14 protein-coding genes are annotated in these 19973 nt (G+C 55.1%); 7 read left to right on the top strand and 7 right to left on the bottom strand.

Features of this window, described 5'->3' with window-relative positions; all coding sequences use genetic code 11:
- Positions 1 to 26: 26 nt before the first annotated feature.
- From GOV87_RS15070 to GOV87_RS15100, 7 genes are all read right to left on the bottom strand, one after another.
- A complete protein-coding gene (locus GOV87_RS15070) occupies positions 27 to 1781 on the bottom strand; it encodes a SulP family inorganic anion transporter (protein ID WP_171212335.1) in 1755 nt (584 codons plus the stop codon).
- Positions 1781 to 3460 carry a bifunctional protein tyrosine phosphatase family protein/NAD(P)/FAD-dependent oxidoreductase gene (locus GOV87_RS15075; protein WP_171212336.1) on the bottom strand — a complete coding sequence of 560 codons (1680 nt, stop codon included), beginning with the start codon at positions 3458 to 3460 and terminating at the stop codon, positions 1781 to 1783. The genes GOV87_RS15070 and GOV87_RS15075 overlap by 1 nt, the downstream gene beginning before the upstream one ends.
- A gap of 20 nt (positions 3461 to 3480) precedes the next feature.
- Complete coding sequence (locus tag GOV87_RS15080; protein WP_171212337.1) at positions 3481 to 4365, bottom strand: MBL fold metallo-hydrolase; 885 nt, start codon at positions 4363 to 4365, stop codon at positions 3481 to 3483.
- A 24-nt stretch (positions 4366 to 4389) separates the two neighbouring features.
- Positions 4390 to 4827, bottom strand: a complete 438-nt coding sequence (locus GOV87_RS15085) for a DUF6691 family protein (protein WP_171125028.1) — start codon at positions 4825 to 4827, stop codon at positions 4390 to 4392.
- A gap of 3 nt (positions 4828 to 4830) precedes the next feature.
- Positions 4831 to 5265, bottom strand: a complete 435-nt coding sequence (locus tag GOV87_RS15090) for a YeeE/YedE family protein (RefSeq protein WP_171212338.1) — start codon at positions 5263 to 5265, stop codon at positions 4831 to 4833.
- Positions 5262 to 5474 carry a DUF2892 domain-containing protein gene (locus GOV87_RS15095; RefSeq protein WP_171212339.1) on the bottom strand — a complete coding sequence of 71 codons (213 nt, stop codon included), beginning with the start codon at positions 5472 to 5474 and terminating at the stop codon, positions 5262 to 5264. Before GOV87_RS15095 ends, GOV87_RS15090 begins: the two co-directional genes overlap by 4 nt.
- Before the next feature lie 107 nt (positions 5475 to 5581).
- Positions 5582 to 6250, bottom strand: a complete 669-nt coding sequence (locus tag GOV87_RS15100) for a Crp/Fnr family transcriptional regulator (RefSeq protein ID WP_171212340.1) — start codon at positions 6248 to 6250, stop codon at positions 5582 to 5584.
- Between the two features lie 184 nt (positions 6251 to 6434).
- Between GOV87_RS15100 and GOV87_RS15105 the strand changes: the two genes are divergently transcribed.
- The 7 genes from GOV87_RS15105 to GOV87_RS15135 all read left to right on the top strand — a co-directional run bounded on the left by GOV87_RS15105 (position 6435) and on the right by GOV87_RS15135 (position 19960).
- On the top strand, positions 6435 to 7745 hold the full coding sequence (locus tag GOV87_RS15105) for a glycosyltransferase (protein WP_171212341.1): 1311 nt from the start codon (positions 6435 to 6437) through the stop codon (positions 7743 to 7745).
- Positions 7746 to 7840: 95 nt separating this feature from the next.
- Entirely contained in the window at positions 7841 to 9001 is a 1161-nt protein-coding gene (locus GOV87_RS15110; RefSeq protein WP_171212342.1) for an acyl-CoA dehydrogenase family protein, read from the top strand.
- Positions 8994 to 10244 (top strand): HupE/UreJ family protein, encoded by a 1251-nt coding sequence (locus tag GOV87_RS15115; RefSeq protein ID WP_171212343.1) that lies wholly within the window; start codon positions 8994 to 8996, stop codon positions 10242 to 10244. The genes GOV87_RS15110 and GOV87_RS15115 overlap by 8 nt, the downstream gene beginning before the upstream one ends.
- Complete coding sequence (locus tag GOV87_RS15120) at positions 10244 to 11761, top strand: amino acid adenylation domain-containing protein (protein WP_171212344.1); 1518 nt, start codon at positions 10244 to 10246, stop codon at positions 11759 to 11761. The genes GOV87_RS15115 and GOV87_RS15120 overlap by 1 nt, the downstream gene beginning before the upstream one ends.
- The gene (locus tag GOV87_RS15125; protein WP_171125042.1) at positions 11742 to 12008 is read left to right on the top strand and encodes an acyl carrier protein; all 267 of its coding nucleotides are present in this window, start codon (positions 11742 to 11744) and stop codon (positions 12006 to 12008) included. Before GOV87_RS15120 ends, GOV87_RS15125 begins: the two co-directional genes overlap by 20 nt.
- 4 nt (positions 12009 to 12012) lie before the next feature.
- Positions 12013 to 16125: a non-ribosomal peptide synthetase gene (locus GOV87_RS15130; protein ID WP_171212345.1), complete on the top strand. Its 4113-nt coding sequence runs from the start codon at positions 12013 to 12015 to the stop codon at positions 16123 to 16125.
- 1 nt (position 16126) lies between these two features.
- Positions 16127 to 19960: a non-ribosomal peptide synthetase gene (locus GOV87_RS15135; RefSeq protein WP_171212346.1), complete on the top strand. Its 3834-nt coding sequence runs from the start codon at positions 16127 to 16129 to the stop codon at positions 19958 to 19960.
- Positions 19961 to 19973: the final 13 nt, after the last annotated feature.

Below are 19973 nucleotides of genomic sequence, written 5' to 3' on the forward strand. Positions count from 1 at the left end.
TTACGTTCCCGACAGTGCTACGTTGTTCAAGCCGCCGCATTCGGCTGCGGGGAACGGGCAAGGTGATCCCAGGCGTCGAATTGCGACAGGAAAACCTGCCCATTCAGACCCTCAAGAAAACGGGATCGCCTCAGCCGGTCCATCACAGGCCCTTTGACCTCTGACAAATGCAGGCCAACATCCATATCGGCAAGGCGTAGGTTGATGGATTCCAGACTTTCCAACGCTGAATAGTCAACCTCGTTTACAGCCGAGCACATCAGTACAACATGTCGTACTGTACACCCCTCGGTTACTCTGCTTTGAATGTAGTCCTCCAGAAACCTCGCGTTCACGAAATACAGGCTTTCATCAACCCGCAGGTTGACGACCCTGGGGTCGGTCAGAACCGCATGACGCTTGATATTTCTAAAATGCTGGGTGCCAGGAACCAGGCCCACTTCGGCCACATGGGGTTGGGAAGTCTTGTAAAGGTGCAACAGAACAGAAAGCACGACCCCCGACGCCACGCCTACCTCGACCCCAAAAAGAAGGGTCAACAAAATGGTGGCCGCCACAGCCACAAAGTCCGCGCACGAATAGGACCACGTCTTTTTCAGGATCGACAGGTCCACCAGCCCGAGGACTGCAACAATGATCGTGGCCGCCAGCGTCGCCGTCGGCAGAAAGTAGACCAACGGTGTCAACGCCAACGCTGCAACCGCCAAACCGATTGCTGTAAACGCACCGGCGGCGGGTGTCTCAGCACCGGCATCAAAATTAACAACCGAACGAGCAAAACCACCCGTCACCGGAAACCCCCCGGTAAATGCAGCACCCAGATTGGCGGCGCTCAGCCCGATCAGCTCCTGATCCGGGTCAATCCTTTGTCTTCTTTTCGCAGCCAGTGTTTGCGCAACAGAAACGCTTTCGACAAAACCGATTATCGAGATCAGGATTGCCGGAAGAAGCAGCGCTTCGATCAGATCGAAGGACAGGCTGGGCACCGTAAAAGGCGGCAAGCTCTGCGGGACCGCACCGACAATAAGCACCCCTTGATCTGCCAGATCAAATGCCCAAACACTGACCGTTGTCGCGACGACCGCAAAAACCGGACCCGCTTTCGTCAGAATATCAGCCAACAGCGGCGGCGTTCGCAATTTGGTCAATGTCGGTCTCAGGAAGCTGCGCACCCAAAAAAGGAACAGGGTTGCGCTCGTCCCAATCGCCACCGTTACCCAGTTTGTCTGGCTCAGGTGCGACAGGATTGAGCCGAGCATCTCGGGCAGTGTATGGCCATGTGCCTCAATGCCAAGAATGTGCTTTAGCTGGCTGGTCGCAATCAAAATGCCCGAGGCCGTGATGAACCCGGCAATCACCGGGTGGCTCAGGAAATTGGCCAGCCACCCCAGCCGCAGCACACCCATGAGCACCAGAAACCCTCCGGACAGCATAGCCAATGTCCGGGCGGCGGCAGCGTATCCGGCGGTGCCCTGCTCCGCGACCTGCCCGATAACTGAGGCCGTCAAAAGGGACACAACAGCCACAGGCCCAACCGCCAGCGAACGGCTGGTTCCGAAAACCGCATAGAGCATAATCGGAACGATCGAAGCATAAAGTCCCGCCTCGGGCGGCAGACCGGCCAGCATCGCATAGGCTAGCGATTGCGGGATCAGCATGATCGTCACGATCACCGCCGCGAAAAGGTCGTTTGACAGGGCCGAACGCGAATATGTTCGACCCCAGTCCAATACCGGAAAGTAGCGCCCAATGCCGCGGCCCGAGGTAATTTTGCTAGGCATCAGTTTCCGGTTACCTTGATCTTTTCGGGCTTCGCCAGCCATTCTTTCCCCCGCAGCATCGCCTTCCAGTAGATCGGGGGCAGCAGCCTTTCCTTCAGCAACCAAGCCGCGCGTGACGGTTGAGTTCCATCAATCAGGAACGGGGGAAAACTGGGCTTGAGTGCGCCGCCATATCCAAATTCAGCCAGCACAATTTTACCCCGCTCAACCGTCAACGGACACGACCCATAACCATCGTACTGCGCTACTGCCGAACGACCGGCGATATCTGCCACGATATTGTCTGCAACAACCGGAGCCTGCTTGCGCGCTGCAGCCGCTGTTTTGGCATTTGGCGCGTTCATCACATCGCCCAGCGACCAGATGTTGTCGTATGTTTCGTGACGCAGGGTGGCCTGATCCACGTCAACCCAACCTGCCGCGTCGGCCAATGGCGACACCCGGATGAAATCGGGCGCTGTCTGAGGTGGGCAGACGTGGATCATGTCAAATCCGACCTCAATGGTTTCCACGTCTTCACCGGGCCGAGCTATTTCAAAGCGGGCCATTTTTCCCGGCCCGTCCACAGCGATCAGATTATGAAAGAAGTTCAACGAGGCATCGTATTTCTCAATATATCGTTCAAGCGCGGGCACATAATCCTTCACGCCAAATATTACGCCACCTGCGTTCATGAACTGGATGTCGATATCTTTCAGCACACCCCGGCGGAACCACGCGTCACCCGACAAGTACATCGCCTTTTGCGGCGCACCCGCGCATTTGATTGGCACTGGCGGCTGGGTAAACAACGCCCTGCCCTTCTGCATCTGCTGCACCAGTTTCCAAGTATAAGGCGCAAGATCATAACGGTAGTTTGAAGTGACACCATTGCGGCCCAGCGTTTCTTCCAAACCCTCCACTTTGCCCCAGTCAAGCTTGAGGCCCGGGCAAACAACCAACCGGCCGTATTTGACCACGCGGCAACCGTCCAGGATCACGGCATCATTGTCGGGTTCAAAGGCTGCCACGGCTGACTTCAACCAGTGCACACCTTTCGGAATGAGGCTGCCCATGGTTCGCGCCGTGCTCTGAGAGTCAAAAATTCCACCACCGACCATGGTCCAACCGGGTTGGTAATAGTGAATATCAGCGGGGTCGATCACGGCAATATCCAGATCGGAATCTCGTGACTTCAAACTTGCCGCGACAGCGATACCACCGGCACCGCCGCCCACTATGACAACATCAAAGAACGCGTCACCCTTGTCCGTTGGCGTTTTGCCGCCGTTGGCGATGCGGCGCGCTACACCGTTCATGTCATAACCCGCCGCCCCAGTTGCCGCGAGGATTTCTGCCATTGGTCGGAGGTTGGATTCATGAAAAGACCACAGCGTAGCCGACCTTGTCCCGGTTCGACAATAGGCCAATACCGGCTTTGGCGCGTCCTGATAGACCCGGCCAAATTCGGCCACATCCAGATCCCGAACCATACCGCTGGTGATCGGGACATAACGCGCCTCGATCCCCAGTTTCTGTGCCGCGGCTTCGATTTCCTCGAACACTGGCTGGTCAGCGGCTTCTCCATCGGGCCTGTTACACAGGATGCTGCGAAAACCCTTGGCTGCAATCGCGGCGACATCCTCGGCCGTGATCTGCGGGCCGACCGAGAGCTGATCCGTGATGTATCTGATATCCATCTGTCTCCTTCCTTTTTCCGTCACAGAGTGTTCACGGGCACTTTGAGCATGGGGTTGCCGTCGGGATCCCGAGGCACTTCGCCCGCTCGCATGTTGACCTGCAACGACGGGATGATGAGCTTGGGCATATCCAGAACCGCGTCACGCTCGGTGCGGAATTTGACGAACTCCTCCTTCGTTTTCCCCCCGCCAACATGGATGTTCAGGGCCTTTTCGTCGCCAACGGTGGTTTCCCACGCAATGTCGCGCCCGTTCGGCCCATAATCGTGGCACATGAAAAGGCGTGTTTCGTCCGGCAGGGACAGCACTTTTTGGATCGAGTCGTACAGAACCCCGGCGTCCCCGCCCGGAAAATCCGCGCGCGCCGACCCCCCATCAGGCATAAACAGCGTATCCCCAACAAAGGCCGCATCCCCCATGACATGAACCATGCAAGCCGGGGTATGGCCCGGTGTATACATCGCGAAGGCCTGCATGTTGCCGATCATGTAAGTATCGCCGTCTTCGAACAGGGCGTCGAACTGCGAGCCATCGCGTTGGAACTCTGTGCCTTCGTTGAACACTTTTCCAAACGTGTCTTGTACCACCATGATCTTTGAGCCGATGCCGATCTTTCCACCCAGCTTGCCTTGGATATATGGCGCAGCTGACAGGTGATCCGCGTGAACATGCGTTTCGATGATCCACTCCAATCGCAACCCCTGCGACTGTATCTGGTGGATCAAAGCGTCGGCGTGGTCATAGGTGATCCGGCCTGCGGCATAGTCGATGTCCATAACGCTGTCCACGATGGCGCAGGCCGCTGAAGACGGGTCCTTGACGATGTAGCTGATGGTGTTTGTCGCCTCGTCAAAAAAGGCCTGAACATCGGGCTTGGTGTTCAAGTTGATCGGGTAATGAGTCATTGCGTTTACTCCTCCTGTATCGTGTCAGGCCGTAGTCTGTGCCCGGCGCGCGGTGGTGGATTGAATAGATTTTGCCAACAGAATGCCGACAACCAAGGCAGCGACAAAAGCAAAGACCTGCCATTGCCCCGTTCCCAGCGCGGGCAAGGCGCCGCCCGGGCAAAAACCGGATAAGCCCCATCCAATGCCGAATACTGCCGAACCACCCACAAGCGGCACGTCAATTTCGCGTTTTGTTGGCAGGCTGAACCCGCCCGTGAAGATCGGTGTCTTGCGCCCAAAGACCAGTCGATAGCCAATGAAGGTTGTGACCAGCGCGCCTCCCATCACAAAGATCAACGATGGGTCCCAGCGTCCCGCGACATCAAAAAAGTTGATCACCTTTGCAGGGTTGGCCATGCCCGAAATTGATATTCCAAGACCAAAGACGAGACCGATGAAATATGTGGCGATGAGTTTCATGGATCAGCCTCCAATCACGTGGCGCACGACAAAAACCGTGACGAAGGTGAAAATCATGAACGTCAACGTCGCCACGATTGATCGCGGGCTAAGTCGCGCCATACCGCAGACACCATGGCCGGATGTGCAACCCGCGCCATAGGTGACTCCAAGCCCGACGATCACCCCACCTACCAGTAGCGCGGGGGTCGACACGGGAACATCAACGGCAGGCATCTGGCCCGAAAACATCCAAAACAGGGCGGGCCCCGTGATCATCCCGGCGACAAGTACCAGTCGCCACGCAAAGTCCTGACGATTGGAAGGCTGGACCAGCCCGGTCAAAATACCTGTCGCCCCCATAACCCGGCCAATGACAAGCATCAGCAGGGTCGACGCGACGCCGATCAGAACGCCTCCGGTCAGAGAGGCAACTGGCGTGAACGCGGTCCCCATCATCCGCAGTCCGTGCAGGTTTTGAGGCCAACAATGCTGTAGATCGGGCAGTTCCCGACAAGGGCGGTTACCCCGAACACCGCAACGACGATCACTGCCAGCCAAAACAGTAGGCCAGACCCAGCCATGCCGGTGCCAAAGGCCACAAACAAAAGGATAACGGCAACAGCAATGCGCAGGCCGCGATCAAGCTTTCCCATATTGGTGATCATTTCTCACTCCATCGAGACTCAATGGAGCGACACTTGCATAGCCCGGACCCAAGCCTCGGTGACTTGGTCACCAAACTATTCACTTTTTATGTTCGGCGTTATCAGCCTTACATTGCCGAACTGCGCGCCAACTGTTCCAACCCGGCCCTGTTCACCAGATGAACCTCGCCTCGGGACTGTTCGATCCATCCACGGCGGTGAAACTCTGACAACAGTCGCGAGATGACCTCACGCGCCGTTCCCAGTTCAGTCCCCAACACCGCATGGGTGGCGCGAACGACATCGCTATGGTCAGCAAGTTCCAAAAGACGGGCGGCCAGACGGACATCCATCCGTTGAAACACGATGTCATCAATCAGCGTGAACAGGTCTGTTATTCGGCGGGAATAAGCCGCAAAGACGAATTTGCGGAACACATCGGACTTTGCCACCAGCTCGTCAAAAGTTTGTCTCGGTATTGCGACCGCGCTGACATCAGTCTCGGCGAGACCATCTGCAGAATAGTCTTCAAAGGCAAGCATGCATGCGGTTGTCAAAACACAGCTTTCGCCCGCGTGGACGCGATACAAAAAGACCTCGCGCCCTGTTTCGGATTTTTGCTGAACCCGTATCGTACCTTCTAACAACAGCAGGAGATTGTCAGCAGTTTGTCCCGGTGAGAACACCTGCGTACCTGCCGGAACGCTGACAATCTGGCTTCCCTCCTCCAGTCGCGTGCGAATGTCGGCTGGCAATTGGCTCAGCCCTTTGAACCTGTCGATCCACGAAACGTCCATAATCCTGTTCCAGCCTGTCTGCTTGACCGCTTTTCGAATGACACGATACATCTTATTTATCGAATATAACAGAGATTCGAAACTGACAGCGCAATACCCAGATCAAATCTTGACTGAAAACAGCGTTAGAATACCTCCAAGTAAATTCACAGGCGCGCGCCTACCTAATGACAGAAGGCAAAACATGTCCAAGCGGCTAGCCATTATATCCAGCGGCTTGAACAGCCCCCTAAGCAGCGCCGTGGAATTTGCACAACAGGCCAGGGACACCGGGTTCAAGATCACTTTTCTTGCTCCGGTATCCTCAGCGTCGATTCTTGCACATGCGGGCTTGGAACATTTCATAATTACAGGCCCTAAATTTGATGCGTTCACGCCGTTGGTTCCCTCCGAAACCGCGCGGTCAATGACCAGGCAAGAGCGCCTGAAATCGGCCGTTGCTGCGTTTGAAGTTGATGAACTGCAGCGGGACTTGGCCCGTATCTCTGCCGATGCGATATTCGTCGATTGCGAATTACATGCGCATATCGTCGTTGCGATGACGTTGGGTGTTCCGGTCGTCCAATTCAGCAACATGTTTTTATCACCCCCCAGCCCGCAAGCCCCCCCGCTGAACAGGCACGGCATACCAGGGCAAGGGCTTCGCGGTAGCAAGCTTGGCATCTGTTTGCTGTGGGCACAGTTTCTTGCGTGGAAAAACCTCAAAATTCTCAGGAACCGGATTTCCAGCAAAAGTACAGACTATCCGACGGCCGTTCAGGAACTGGCCCGACTGCACAATGTGCCGATCTCCAAACTTAGGCGGCGCGTGTGTTGGCAGATGCCGTGGACCTACAAAATCCAGACAGCATTGTTTTTGCCCCAAGCATTGGACCTGCCGACCAAACCCTACGATTACATGACGTACCTTGGACCGATGATCATGGAAAACCGGCCACAGAAATCTTACGATGCAAATACAGTTGCCCGGTTTTGCGATCCCGCTTTGCGACGCAGGCGGATTTTCGTCGGGTTTGGCACCATGATGAAAACAAAAGGCGATTTGGTCTCCAAACTTTTGACCGTAGCCGAGCGTCATCCAGAATGGCACTTCCTGTTCACCGCTGGCAAAGACTGGGACCACGCCTCTGAATTGCCTGCACCGGACAATGTCGACGTTGTTCCATGGGTCCCGCAACACCGTGTTTTGGAACACGCTGACATGGCCATTATGCATGGCGGCACCGGCAGTTTGGTCGAGGCCGTTGAGACCGCGACCCCGCTTTTGTTATATCCTCATGTCAACGACCAGAAAGGCAGCGCCGCGCGGGTCGTATTTCACCGCATTGGGCGCGCAGGAACGCCCAAAGATCCCATCGACAAGATTGAAGCAGACATCCATGCCGTGCTGGAAGACCGAGACATGGCGCGGAGGTGCCGAGATATGCAGGCCGAGTGCCGAGCAGAACAGTCCGGCGACACACTAGAGCGGTATTTGCGAACGCTCGTGGGCTGAGGCAATCACCCGCAACGCTAAAGCACAGCACTTTTTTTGATCCTATCGGGACTTGGGCACGTAAAGGTTTCAGAAGCAGTCGATGAACCCTCAAAGTGCACTACAAATCTCAGATCAACGACTTAGGCTCTGACGCCAAAAGCTTTGCGGTCACGCTTCCGGACGTTACCGCCGAAAACCTGCGCGGGGTCTGGAAGACCATTGCCGAGTTCGGAAGTTTCAACTTTGCGGTCCCGTCCGAGTTCGGCGACTCCGGTAGAACAGCCCAAGAATTTTGCAGCCATTTTTTGGGGTTCGGCGAAGGATGCCGTGACAACGGACTTGCAATGGCCGTGATCTCGCAGATTTGGACCATGCAAAAACCACTGATCCGCTTTGGTAGTTCTCAGGTCAAGGCCGCGTATTTGCCTAAATTGCTGGCTGGTGAAACCCTCGGCGCTTTTGCCTTGACCGAATTGCAGGCAGGGTCCGATGCTCTTGCGCTCAGGACGCGTGCTGATCGTGTGGACGGCGGCTATGTTTTGAATGGTAGCAAGGCTTTTGTCGGTATGGGGCCGATCTGTGACATCGCAATCGTCTTCGCTCAGACCAACCCGGGAAAAGGCCGCTGGGGGTTATCCGCCTTTGTCGTCCACGCCGAAGACCAAGGATTTATCCGGCATCCGGCTCAGGGGAAACTGGGCTTGAACAGCGTTCCTCTGGGTGAAATGGAGTTCCGGGATTGCCGAATTCCTGAGGACCGGCGACTGGGCCCCGAAGGCGCAGGGGCCGCTATCATTCAAACCACCCTGGATTGGGAGCGTTGTTTCATCCTGACGTCGCAGGTGGGCGCGATGCGCAGGCAATTGGCTGAGTGTACCGACTTTGCGGCGGCCCGTAACCTGTTTGGACAATCCATTTCCGAGTTCCAGTCCGTCGCTAACCGCATCGCGGATATGCGGGTGCGTTTAGAAACTTGCGAGTTGATGCTGGAGCGCGCTGCAGACCTTTACGATGCTAAAAAACCCCTCACCCAATTCGCGGCCATGGCAAACCTTCACATTTCCGAAGCCTTCCTCAGTTCCAGCCTGGACGCGCTCAGAACCCATGGCGGGCGCGGATATCTGGCGGGAGCATCAACTGAACAAGACGCAAGGGACGCGCTGGGTGGCGTGATCTACTCGGGCACCTCAGACATTCAGCGTCAGATCATTGCCAAAATGGAAATTGGACAGCGGTCCAGACCAAACAAACTGGGAGACTCAACCAATGGCTAACGGCCTTGTTTCAAGCCATAACCACTCATCGCCACGCCAACCCGTATCGTGCAGGCTACATCAACAGGTGTTGGCGTTTGCGGGTCTTTTCCTGATGATGCTGACATCTGTGGCCAATGCCCACAGCTTTAACGAAAGTTACGTGTACTTTGACGTCACCGACGACAGTCTGAGCGGGCGCATCGAAGTAACGCTGTCGGACCTGACCCGCGTGCAGCAGGGAACCGCAGAAATCGAGACCCCTTTGACCGAAGAGGAAGTCACCGCCGCGCAGCAGGCTTTCTTCGATTACTTCGAAGAGCGCATGAACCTGTCTTACGAAGGCCGTCCATACGAAGTTGAATTTTATGGCATTTCGTTCTTTGGCACGTCCGTAGACACGTTTGCCCAGCTTCACTTTACCGTTCAAGACATCACAGAGACGCCTACAACGATCCAGATGTCGTATGACGGGTTGTTTTCAGATGTCGACCCGACGCATCGGGGTTATGCCCTGATCGGAAGCAATACGCGCAACGGGATGGACGAAAACGAGGCGTATATTTCACTGATCTTTGCGCCCGGTGAGGGTCAGAAAGACCTGTATCTGAATGATGAACCCACCAAGGATATTGCCCTTACCTTTTTCGAACATGGCGTTTGGCATATCTGGCTGGGGTTTGACCATGTCCTGTTCCTGATCACGCTGTTGCTGGGTGCGGTCATGCGGATCGAAAACCAGCGTTGGGTTCCCTCCGAGAGCATTCGGGACAGCCTGCGTGAAACCGTCAAAATCGTCACGGTTTTCACGGTCGCACACACAATCACCCTCTGCCTCGCGACCTTCGAGGTCGTCACTCTGCCGGTCACGCTGGTCGAGGCGGTTATCGCATTCTCGATCGCGGCCGTGGCGATTGGTAACCTGATCCCGAGGTTTCACGCTGGATCGTGGAAAGTCGTGTTCCTGTTCGGTATCTTCCACGGCTTTGGCTTTGCAAACGTGCTGGAACCGCTTGGGCTTGATCCCACCCGCAAAGCGCTTGGCTTGGCGACTTTCAACATCGGGGTCGAGGTCGGGCAGCTTGCGATCGTCCTTGTCCTGTTCCCGATCTTCTTTGCCCTACGTCGTCTGACCGCCTATCGTGTGATCGGCCTGAAATTCGGCTCGGTCGCGTTAATCGCAATCGCGGCATTCTGGTTCTACGAACGAACCGTCGGCTGGTTCCCCGTGTTCGGTGAAACAGTGGCACAGGTTGCCTTCTGATGATCAATCCGGCCCTCCTCGACCACGCTGTCAGGTATCACGCTCGACACACTCCGGATGCTCCGGCTCTGAGTGTGTTGGGCACGGTGACAACCTATGAAACCTTGAACAGCGAAATCGACAGGATAGCGGCCTGTTTGCTGGACCGCGGCGTTCAGATCGGGGACAGAATTGTTTTGTGCACAGCCAAGGGTTTAAAGGCGATTGCGGCCTTGCATGCGATTCTTCGTGTTGGCGGCGTATATGTTCCACTTGACCCGACAGCCCCGGCAAAACGTATTGCAGGGCAAGTTTCGGTAGTTTCTCCCAAATTTGTCCTCGCAGATACGCCCCGGCTCACCCTTTTCGCAGGGGTATTTGCCACGCCTCAGCTCATTGATATTTCTCAGGATTTCCCCGAGGCAGATATGAATTACAAGATGGCGGATCGTCAGCCCCGAAGATCGGAATATGACGCAGCCTATATCCTGATGACCTCGGGCACGACCGGCACACCGAAGGGAATTGTTCACACCCATAAAAGCGGCCTCGCCATCACACGAATGGCTGCCGCACGGTGCCGACTGACATCAAGCGATCGGATAAGTCACCACACTCCGCTGCATTTCGACATGTCGATTTTCGACGTTTTCTGCACGTTCTTATCCGGGGCCTGCTGTGTGGTGATCCCGGAAGCCTATACCAAGCTGCCCGCTTCGCTGTCCCAGCTCACGGAACAGGAACGTATTTCGATTTGGTATTCCGTGCCTCACGCCATAATTCAAATGGTCGAGCGAGGCGCTTTGGCAGACCGCAATCTACAAGCCCTGCGCATCGTGATGTTTGCAGGAGAGGTCATGCCGCCTTCCTCCCTCAGGTCATTTTCAAAACATGCGCCAAACGCAACTTTTCTTAACGCTTACGGGCCAACCGAGACAAACCACTGCACCACTGCTGAGTTCACACATGCCGACCTGGACGGCACCACCCCTTTGCCAATCGGCTTTCCGGAACAAGGGGTCATCGTCCGCATCGGGGCAGAGGCAGACGAAGCAAGCACAGGCGAGCTTCTAATAGCCTCCGATCAAGTAATGTCAGGATACTTGAATGCGCCAGACCTGAACCGGGCAGCCTTTTGTACCTTGCCGGACGAATCCGGGCAGCCAAGGCAATTTTACCGAACCGGCGATATCGTCCGCCGCGCGCAGGACGGTCAACTAATTCTGGTCGGGCGCAAAGACCGTCAGGTCAAGCTGAGGGGCTATCGCATCGAATTGGACGAGGTAGAGCTTGCCCTGGTCAACTGCGCCCAAATCACCGAAGCCGCCGTGATCCTTTTCGAAGGCAAAATCCAAGCCTTTGCAACGGGGCAGACAGGCGTTGATCTGAACGAAATCCGGTCCAATCTGGAGACTGTGTTGCCGCACTATGCTGTCCCAAGCCGGATAGACCTGCTTAGTTCAATGCCACGCACCTCGACCGGAAAGATTGACCGTCAAAAGCTGATAGGAATTGCGAATGCGCAGCGAGCAGCCTGAAACGCATGATCATGCATTGCGCCACTTCGTTCAAACCACCCTTTTGGGTGGTCGGTCGGTGACAGATGACGAGGAATTGTTGCTAAGCGGCATGATCGATTCATTGGGGGTGATGTCGCTGGTTTCGTTCATTGAGCAAACCTATCAGATCGAAGTGCCGTTTGAGGATGTCACCCTTGAGAATATGGGCACGATCAAAACGATCATGGATTTTGCGGAAACGCGGCTAAAAACGCGTGCGGACTGAAAGAATGTCGTATCCTCTGACCGAAAGCCAAACGCTATTTTGGAAGGGCCACCAGCTTCAGCCGGACGTACCCTTGTACAACATGGCCTGGAGGTTCGATCTGCATTTCGCCGTTCAGCCCGAGGTATTCAAGGCCGCATTCCTTGAAACGCTTGAGCTTAACCAAGCACTCAGAACCGCAATACGTGATACACCCGAAGGTCCTGTCCAATTTGCCGTCGAGATGGACGAAGATCTTCTCGAGATCAAAGACCTCAGCGATAATGAAAATCAGCAGGAAACGCTGACTTCGGAATCGGCGGACTGGGTCCAAACCCCTTTTGAACTGATTGAGGGAACGATGCGCAGTCGGTTGGTGAAGTTGGCGAACTCACACTGGGTTTGGCTTGTGTGTCAGCACCACATTGCCTGCGACGCGCAATCAGGCGCACTTATGTTCGAGCAGGTCTCGCAACGCTACGAACGTCTCCAAGGGGGGCATACCGAAAAAGTCGAGAGCCTGCCCAACTTTTTTGAACGTCAGAATTTGCGATCTTCCTCGATGGTCGCGGCACACGTCGCCGCGCCAACGGCCAAAACACCTCCGTACGGCAGCGATCCGCAACGAACATTCTCTTCGAAGCGTCTTCGCATACCAGTTGATCCGGCACTTTTCGGTGCTTTGGAGAATGCAATTGCCAAGCCGGAATTCAGACTTTTCACGCCCGAGCTGTCGCGGTTGGCCATCTACCTCACGGCTTTTTTCGCCCATCTTCACAGGATAACGGGCGACGAAGAAATTACGATTGGTCTGCCATCGCACAATCGACTAACGCCGGATGATCGAAGAACGATCGGACTGTTTGTCGAAGTCTTGCCTCTCTCAATCCAATTCGATGCGTCGGACACCCTGCTTGACCTTCACGGCAAGGTAAAAAAGGGGCTGGGCGTTTTCTTGAAACAGGCCAAGCCAGGTGCGGTTTCAAAGATAGACACATCAGGTGTCAGTGCGGTCTGCAACTATATTCAGGCACGCTTTGATGCGTTTGCCGGACACCCTGCCTCGGTCGAATGGCTGCATAGCGGCGCACATGATGCAATCCATTCTCTCAGGCTTCACGTCATCGACTTTGAAGGAAGTGGTGTTCCAAGTCTAAGTCTGGACGTTCAGAACAAAATTCTTGAATCGGTTTCAGAGACCAGCCTTTGCGCACATTTCGTCAAGTTTCTGACGGCCATGGTTTCAACCCCGGAAAGCCGCGTAACGGCCGTTGCATTCTCGGCCGGACCCGAAGATCTGTCACTTGTTCAAGGCCCGGCGGAACCTCAATCCACACAAGTTTCCGTACTAGAAAGGTTCAGATCACACGTAAGAAACACGCCTGACCTGATTGCCCTATCCCAAGCAGAACACGAGCTAAGTTACGGGCAGCTAGACGAATTCAGCGACCACATTGCAACCCATTTGAAAGAACTTGGTGTTTCCCGCGGTTCCTGCGTCGCGGTCCATCTACCTCGGTCCATGGATTTTGTGATTGCGGTCATGGGCGTTCTGAAGGCCGGGTGCGCGTTCGTACCAATTGCGACCAACATACCCCCGGCACGCGTGGACGAAATTCTGCTCGGGAGTCGTGCATCCGCTGTATTTGTTACCCCAGAAGACCAGCGTAAGTACCCTTATAAAAGCATTACGGTCGAGGCCGCCCGCCACGACGACACTGTTGTCAGAGGGGCAATCGAACCCGACGACACCGCATACGTTCTGTTTACATCAGGGTCGACAGGTGTACCCAAGGGCGTCGAAGTAAACCACGAAAACCTGACGCGATATATTGACTGGGCGGCTCGGTGTTTTGCTAACGACCGTCCTGCTCATTTTGCGTTCTTTTCGTCCGTGTCGTTTGATTTGACCCTGACGTCGCTGTTTGTCCCTTTGATCACTGGCGGGTCGATCAGGGTTTATCCCGAAAGCTCTGACCCGGACTTGGCCATCCTTGACGTCTTTGCCGAGGATAAAGTCGACATCGTGAAACTGACCCCGTCGCATCTGGCTTTGGCCTGCACGCAAACGCAATTCGTCCGACGCATCGAAACGCTGATACTTGGCGGTGAAAACCTGACATCCGCGCTTTGCCGTCGTGCGCTCAACACCCTGTCACCGTCATTGAAAATTATCAACGAATACGGCCCGACGGAAGCCGTCGTTGGGGCCATGCACCATAGGTTTGACCCCGACGCGGATACGCAGTCGTCAGTTCAGATTGGCCAACCTGCAGTGGGGGTCACGCTGTCTGTTCGGGACGCGGCGCTAAATATCTGCCCTTTAGGAGTGACCGGAGAAATCTTGATCAGCGGTCGGCTGGCTGACGGGTATCTGAACAGCCCGTCCCTGACTGCTGAAAAGTTCGTCGACGATCCTTTGAACCTACAGGATAAGCTATATCGGACCGGCGATCTTGGACGCATCACGAATGATGGGCGCTTTGAATACCTTGGACGCGCGGATCAACAGATCAAGAAAAACGGCGTTCGCTTCGAGACTGCGGAATACGAACAGATTCTGCGCCATTTGCCTGATGTCGACGCGGTGCATGTCACCTTTTCTTCAACCGATCACACCATCGTATCAACGCAGCAGTGCAAGAATTGCGGCCTGACAGACGCTGTTCCCGGGGTGCATTTTGACACGCAAGATATGTGTACGATCTGTGCCGAATTTTACACCTATAAAGACCGCGCCGGGGCTTATTTTCGCGCCGAACCCGAACTTGAGGACAAGATCGCCCAAGCCGTTCGCGCCAGCACTGGCAAATACGATGTCCTCATGATGCTGAGCGGCGGTAAAGACAGTACCTATGCAGCCTATCGACTGGCCGCTTATGGGCCTCGAGTGCTCGCTGTAACTTTGGACAATGGGTATATCTCGGACGAAGCCAAAGAGAACATTCAAAGGGTCGTTGACGACCTGAACTGGGATCACAGGTACCTGTCCACCGACAAGATGAACCAAATCTTCGTAGACAGCCTGAAAACGCATTCCAATGTCTGCCAAGGATGTTTCAAGGCCCTTTACACACTGGCCTTCCGAACAGCCCTGTCCGAGGGGGCGGCAATGGTCGTCACCGGCCTGTCGCGCGGCCAGTTTTTTGAGACGCGGCTGACGCCTGACCTGTTCCGTCACTCAGCCCCGAATTGCGCGCAACTGGATGATATGGTTACGCAAGCCCGCAAGACTTATCACGCAGAAGACGACGCAGTATCCCGGCTTTTGCAGACCGACGACCTAAAGGATGGCCGTTTTCTCAGTCAAATCGACGTGCTGGATATCTATCGCTATGTCGATGTGCCTGTTTCGGACATTTATGAGTTCCTCGACATTCAAACCGCATGGAAACGCCCAAGGGACACGGGACGATCGACCAATTGCCTGATCAACGATGCCGGAATCCACGTTCACAAAACGCGGGAAGGCTTTCACAACTATGCTCTGCCCTATTCGTGGGACGTACGAATGGGTCACAAGACACGCGATCAGGCGCTGGACGAGTTGAACGATGAAATCGACACGCAAAGAATAGAGGCGATCCTGGAAGAAATCGGATTTGACGAACCTGTTACGCGGGCACCTGCTCTGACGGTTTATGTGGCAGGTCATGATCTGAATGGGTCGCAGGTCTGGGATATCCTTCGCGAACACCTGCAACGCGAGATGTTGCCGGATCAGGTTGTAATCCTGGATGAAATGCCCCTTAACGCCAACGGCAAGGTGGATACTTCTAAGTTACCCAAGGCCGCGTCAAAAAACCCGCCCCCGGGCAATTACGTCGCACCAGAAACCGAAACACAACGCCGATTGGCTGCAATCCTTTCCGGTGTTCTGGGCGAAAAAGACATCAGCGCGACGCGAGATTTCTTTGACTTGGGCGTAGACAGCATCGCCGCAATCGAAGTTGCAATGAAAGCCAATGAGCAAGGCATCAACCTGCCTGCGACTGCGTTGTTCGAGTATCGGTCACTCAGGGCATTGGCCTCTTATGCGGACACGTTGCCAAATGACCATGGCAGCGGCGACGATGACGCTCATCTGATCGACTTGGACGACGATTATCTGTCGCGCATAACTGAGGCTTTGGACTGACATGGGGCTTCCCAAAGGCGTTGCAGATATCCTGCCGCTGACCCCGGCCCAGCAGGGAATGCTGTTTCATACTGTGGGTGAGGCAGCCCTGGGGGGACAGTATGTTGCAGTCATCAGTTGCGCCTTAAACGGCCCGCTGGATCCGAACCGCTTTAAACGTGCCTTCAAAGCGATGCTGGCAGGGCGTGATGCGCTTCATGCCGGTTTCGTATGGGAAGGCGTAAAACAACCCGTGCAGGCCGTACGCGAAGAGATCAACCTGCCTTGGACCGAACTTGATTGGAGCGGCGTCAGGAATGTCGATCAGCGGTGGGACGATCTGCTGCGGCTGGAACAAATTCGTCGCTTCGACCTCAAAAAACCACCTTTGATGGCAGTAACCCTGATCAAGTTGTCTGACTCAGCGTGGCGACTGGTCTGGACGGCTCACCATTTGATCAGCGACGGATGGTCGACAGGGGTCGCGCTTCAAGATGTGTGTGCATCCTACAGGAATCCAAACGCTGTGCGCGACCAGGCGCCCAGCTTCAAAAGCTACCTCATTTGGCGACGAAAACAAAAAAACCTGACAAATCGAGCGTTTTGGACCGACCAGTTTTCAGGCCTCACAGAACCCAGCACCTTGCAAACCACGGCAACAAGCTCGGAAGCGGCGCTTCAGGAAAGGCGGGTGGAAGAACTGGGTCATGAGCTGATGACTTCGGTCGAGAATCTGGCGCGTCAGCTTAAAGTGACTTCAAACGTTATTCTGTCGGCCGCATGGGGTTTGACGCTGCGGCGACTGCTGCAACAAGACGATGTGGTCTTTGGTACGACAACTGCGGGCCGACCACCCGAGATCCCCGGAATTGCAAAGGCCATAGGCGCATTCGTCAATACTCTGCCCGTGCGGTGCAAAATCGACCCTGCGCAGCCGGTTGAGAATTTCCTGCTTGATCACGCGCGCTCAGACCTTGCGCGTCGCAAGCATGAATATGCGTCGCTTGCCGAGGTACAATCCTGTGCGCCGTTTACCAGTGGCACGCCTTTGTTCGATACGCTGTTCGTCAACGAAGGGCTTGCACAATTGGACATGGATTTGGGCGACGTCGACATGACCCGCCTGAAGACAACACAATTCAGCAACTACCCACTTACCCTGTTGGTGACGCCACAAGACAGACTGACTGTCGAACTATACCACGATCCTTCGAGTCTCAGCTCAGAAGACGTGGAGTCCGTGATCACCGATTACAAAGATATCTTGTCAGCAATCACAAATGACCCAAAAGTCGCGGTCAAGAATTTGTTGCGGCAAGCGCAAGACGCCATGAAACCTTCGCCGGAACCGGACAGCGAAGATGTCATTGAACGATTTCTAAGTTGCGCCCGAAACTCGCCCCAAGCAGTAGCGATATCTGATGGCGAGGCTACGCTTACTTATGCGGAACTTTCGCTCGGCGCGCGGAAGATTGCACAGGCTTTGGTGGATGCCGGGGTCAAAACAACAGACATTGTGCCGGTGGCGTTGCCGCGTGGACCCGCGGCGATCTCGGCCTTCTTAGGCGTTATGATGTCCGGCGCGGCCTATGTCCCTTTGGACTTGGACTACCCTTCGGAGCGTATCTCGCAAGTCCTGAACGCAATCGAAGCCCGTCACATCGTCACCGACCAGATCGGACGCACCAAGCTGCCTGAAACCGGCGCTCACCACGTTTTGCTAAGCTCTTTAGGCAATCCAATGGACAGTGTGGACGTGAGGCACGGTGAAAGAGCTTACGTCATGTTCACGTCCGGGTCTCAAAGTTTACCCAAAGGGGTCGAGATTACGCGTCGGGGATTGGCACTATCAACCGCCGCAAGAGACACGTACTACAAGGAACGGCCAAGCGTCTTTCTGCTTTTGTCTTCGCTGGCATTCGACAGCTCTGTGGCCGGCATTTATTGGACCTTGTGCTCAGGTGGGAAACTCTTGGTCGCACCAAGTCGTGCCGAACAGGAACCGTTGAAGCTTGGCAGGTTGATTTCGCATCACCGGGTAACGCACACTCTTTGCCTTCCAGGATTGGCGCAGGCGCTTCTTTCGGCGGTTCCAAGTCGCGATCTTGAAAGCCTGAGAACCGTGATCACGGCCGGAGAGCCTTTGTACCCAACCATCGTCAGGCAATTTCGAACGGTTCTTCCCGGTCGCCGATTGGTGAACGAATATGGCCCAACCGAAGCAACCGTCTGGTGCACAGCCTATGATGCGACCAGCCATGTTGAAGATGCGGACATCCCGATCGGCTCTGCAATCCCCGGTACTTGGGTCGGAGTTGTCGACGCTGACGATTGCCCTGTCAGCGCCGGTAAGATTGGCGAAATCGTTGTGGCCGGTCGAACAGTTGCGCGCGGCTATCTGAACAATGCCATTCAAACTCAGGAACGCTTTTTCCATACTGGCTTGAAGGACATACAAGCCTACAGGACTGGAGACTTGGGAATAGCAGATGCGTCAGGGCACATCACATTTCTGGGGCGCAAGGACTCACAGGTCAAAATTCGCGGCCACCGCGTTGAGCTTTCCGAAATAGAAACCGCAGCCAGCACCGTTACACCCAATCAACCCGTCGCGGCTGTCGTGCTTGATCAAGCAGCTTCCAAAAGTATCGCGATCGCAATCGAAGGTCCGGCAGACGAGGCGTTATGTCAGACTGTCAGTGGGCACATCCAGGCAACTTTACCAAGTCATTTTCATCCAAACCTGGTCGTGAACATCGACAGGTTCCCGCAACTTCCAAACGGCAAAACAGACCTGCAGACACTGGCCCGAATGGTCTCAGACGTCAGGCAGGTACAGGTCGGCGACCCGCCCGAGGGGGAATTGGAAGGGCTGCTTGCAGAACTTTTTTCCGACGTGTTGCGCACAGCTTGCACCACGCGGGACGCAAATTTCTTTGATATGGGAGGTGACAGCCTGACGACCATCGCCGCCTATGCGAAGGGTCAGGAAATGGGATTGGAGTTTGAACCGACCGACCTGTTCAGATGTCCCACGGTCGCCGAACTGGCAAAGCGAATCACGGACCGGATGACGAACGTCACATTTTCTGAAAACGACAGTACAATTCAGGTGTCAAACCCCGGACCCGGTAAGACGACCGTTGTCATCGCGCATTGTTCGGTCCAATTCAGCCGCTATATGGCGCGCAGCCTTGGCCCAGATTATTCCGTTGTCCTCATCCGAAGCCACCGGACACAAGGGATGGACATTCCAGTTGGCAAAACCTTCGATGATCTGGCGTCAGACGCTAAGTCCTACTTGGATCAATCGGAAAACACGGGGCCGATCGTTTTATGCGGATATTCAGCCGGTTGCCCGTTGGTCATGGAACTGGCCCGACAGTTGGGGCAGGACAGGATTAAAGGCTTGGTTCTGCTTGATCCTCCGATAAAAATGGTGGGCGAAGAACCAAAACTGCAGCCGATATTTTATCGAACATATAAACGCTGGCGATACCTGTTTCGGAATTTCAAACGAAAAGCCAAGGCAAAACACACCCTGCCTGCGACCATGGCCGCGCTGCATGAGCAACCGGATTCAAAAGATCTCCATATCGAAGCTGTAGAAATCTCTCATGGGTTGGCGATCAGTGACTTCCGCGTGCCTAGACTTGACCAACCGGCCCATGTGTTCCTGACGCCCGGCAATCCGTCGCTTGCAACTGGCGATGTTCTGGACACGCATTTGCGCCGCAAAACCTGTCACATGCTTGAAATGAAGCACGAAGAGCTCATGCAGCGGCCAGATGCGTTTCTGAACATCGCAGCCGCGCTGAAGGATCTTCTGGATCAAGGCCCGCCCGGGTCGGGCTAAGAACGTCTGCGCC

This window comes from Ruegeria sp. HKCCA5426, assembly GCF_013034585.1.
Classification (GTDB): domain Bacteria; phylum Pseudomonadota; class Alphaproteobacteria; order Rhodobacterales; family Rhodobacteraceae; genus Ruegeria.